Raw genomic sequence first — 2,058 nt, forward strand, 5'->3', positions numbered from 1 at the left:
TCCTTTTGCCCCTCTTTCTGCTTTTGTCTCTATCGCTGCCTTATAAAACTCCTTTAAGCTTAGGGGTTTTCCGCTTACCGATAAGCTGTAAAGAACTTGCAACCAATGAGAGAAGTCGACATAGGAATGCAGACTGTTGAGCTTAAGATATTGAGCAATCGGCATATATACAGATAATCCTATCAGTGCATAGATGAGCCGTGATGAAGGATTATAATTCCTCAGCCTTGAAATACCATAAGCAATAGCGCTGATAGTCAACGTTGAGAACACACCAACCATATAATAAATAACTAAATCTTTATGCATAAATTATTTTTTTGCTTTAAAAGCGAGCGAGCAGGATTACCTCTCCTGCGTAAAAGGGCAATCGTACATTAGTCATAACGTCAGGCATAATCTTATAAAAGGGGCGCACAAATCTGTAAATTTCCGGCCCAAAAACCTTTAACATCGAGTAAACATACGAAAGTGACAACTTTTTCGTATGTCTTTTAATTGTAATATCTTTGCACCCGAGATTTTTTAATACCATAGAAACACTTCTGCGGGAAAAAATGTGAATATGTTCTATAGGAGTATACGGAGGCCAATATCTTCCCATGGTCCTGGCTAAAAAAGATGCTGAATCCGGTGTTTGAATCATCAACAGACCTCCAGGCTTAACCAATTCAGCAGCCTTTTTAAGTAAACAAACAGGATCTATAACATGCTCAATAATCCCCAGCAAAGTAATAATATCGAATTGATTTCGCGGCAAAATGATATCATTATTCATGATATTTGCTTTGAGAATTTTACCCGGCAACCGTTCATTTGCAATTTCTACTGCTTCATCTTGAAGTTCGATGCCAAAAACGTCGGCCCCCTCATGTGACATTAAATATATAAACTCGCCGGTAAAACATCCTATATCCAATATAGATGCGCCCCTGATATCTTTGCCTTGCAGATAAAGATACTCCTTCACTACCTCAACCATTTTCCTCATAGCTGAGAGATAAACATCCTTATGCCTTCTAGCGGCATTATAGTTACCCTCCTTAAATCCCCTATTGTAATGCTGTATAATTTGAGACTCTTCAGGAAAGGGTAACGTCGTTACATGTTGACATACAGGACATCGGAAATACTCAAATGCTCGTGACTCAAACATCCAGCGCATTTCAGCCGAACATGCGGTACATATACATATATATTTATTGGAAGTCATCTCATAAATATCGTCTTAGCAAAAAAGCGAAGCGCCCGAGACGAATAAAGCCCATGAATTATCAGCATGATATTCATACCTTTCTACCGGACAGCGAGAGTTCTACATTCGATAAACAGGCACCTCGCTTTCCAGCACCTTTTACAGCGTTGTAGTGTCCGTCCATCCTGCGTAGGAGCTTTGCTGCTGAGGAGTTATCGGCCACATCTATTCACCAGCAGACTATCGTCCTGCGATTATCTATCTTTATCGTTTATATAGATGATACTCATCTTCATATTTCACTAATTCCCAGTCTTTTCCATTCTTTTCAACAATATCAAATTTCCATTGGGACAAGTAAGCAGGGCTTCCTTTCTTGAGACCGTTATTGGTCTTATCAAAAAACACATAATCAGCCTTAATCTTACCATCGATGCTTTCCAGCTGCGGATATATCATAATAGCTTTTTTCATAAATATGCTCGAGTGAAGAAAATGCTGTGCAGAAACAATAGCCGAATCAGGAATAAGCTTCTCGAATTCCTTTGCCTTTCGATGGTGATCAGTAATTATATAAGCAGTGTAATGATGATTTTGAGTATTAAAAGGTGCAGGCCTCAGGTTCTTAAGCCAGAACTGTAATGAAAGTGGAGATAGCCCAAAGAAGATGTTGGCAATCAATATTCCCGACAACACCATCCCCATCGCTCCGCTGTGAATACGTGTCTTTTGCCCTCCACCCCATCTATCAACACAATATCCCGCTACGCGTATTAGATTCCGCCATCCCCTTATAAATGCATAAAAGATAAAAGCAACACTTGGCGATATATAATATAAGAGCCTGTTCAACAACTCACGAA

Annotated in this window: 3 protein-coding genes; all 3 read right to left on the bottom strand. The window is 39.5% G+C overall.

Features of this window, described 5'->3' with window-relative positions; translation table 11 throughout:
• The coding region (locus V7L97_RS12355) for a hypothetical protein (protein ID WP_333656431.1) at nucleotides 1-309 on the bottom strand (309 nt) is incomplete at its 3' end.
• Nucleotides 310-325: 16 nt separating this feature from the next.
• Nucleotides 326-982, bottom strand: coding sequence for a class I SAM-dependent methyltransferase (locus V7L97_RS12360; protein ID WP_333656434.1), 657 nt, complete (start codon nucleotides 980-982; stop codon nucleotides 326-328).
• Between the two features lie 477 nt (nucleotides 983-1,459).
• On the bottom strand, nucleotides 1,460-2,058 hold a 599-nt coding region (locus tag V7L97_RS12365; RefSeq protein ID WP_333656437.1), incomplete at its 5' end, for a hypothetical protein.

It is taken from the genome of Dissulfurispira sp. (genome assembly GCF_036745535.1).
Taxonomy (GTDB): Bacteria; Nitrospirota; Thermodesulfovibrionia; order Thermodesulfovibrionales; family Dissulfurispiraceae; genus Dissulfurispira.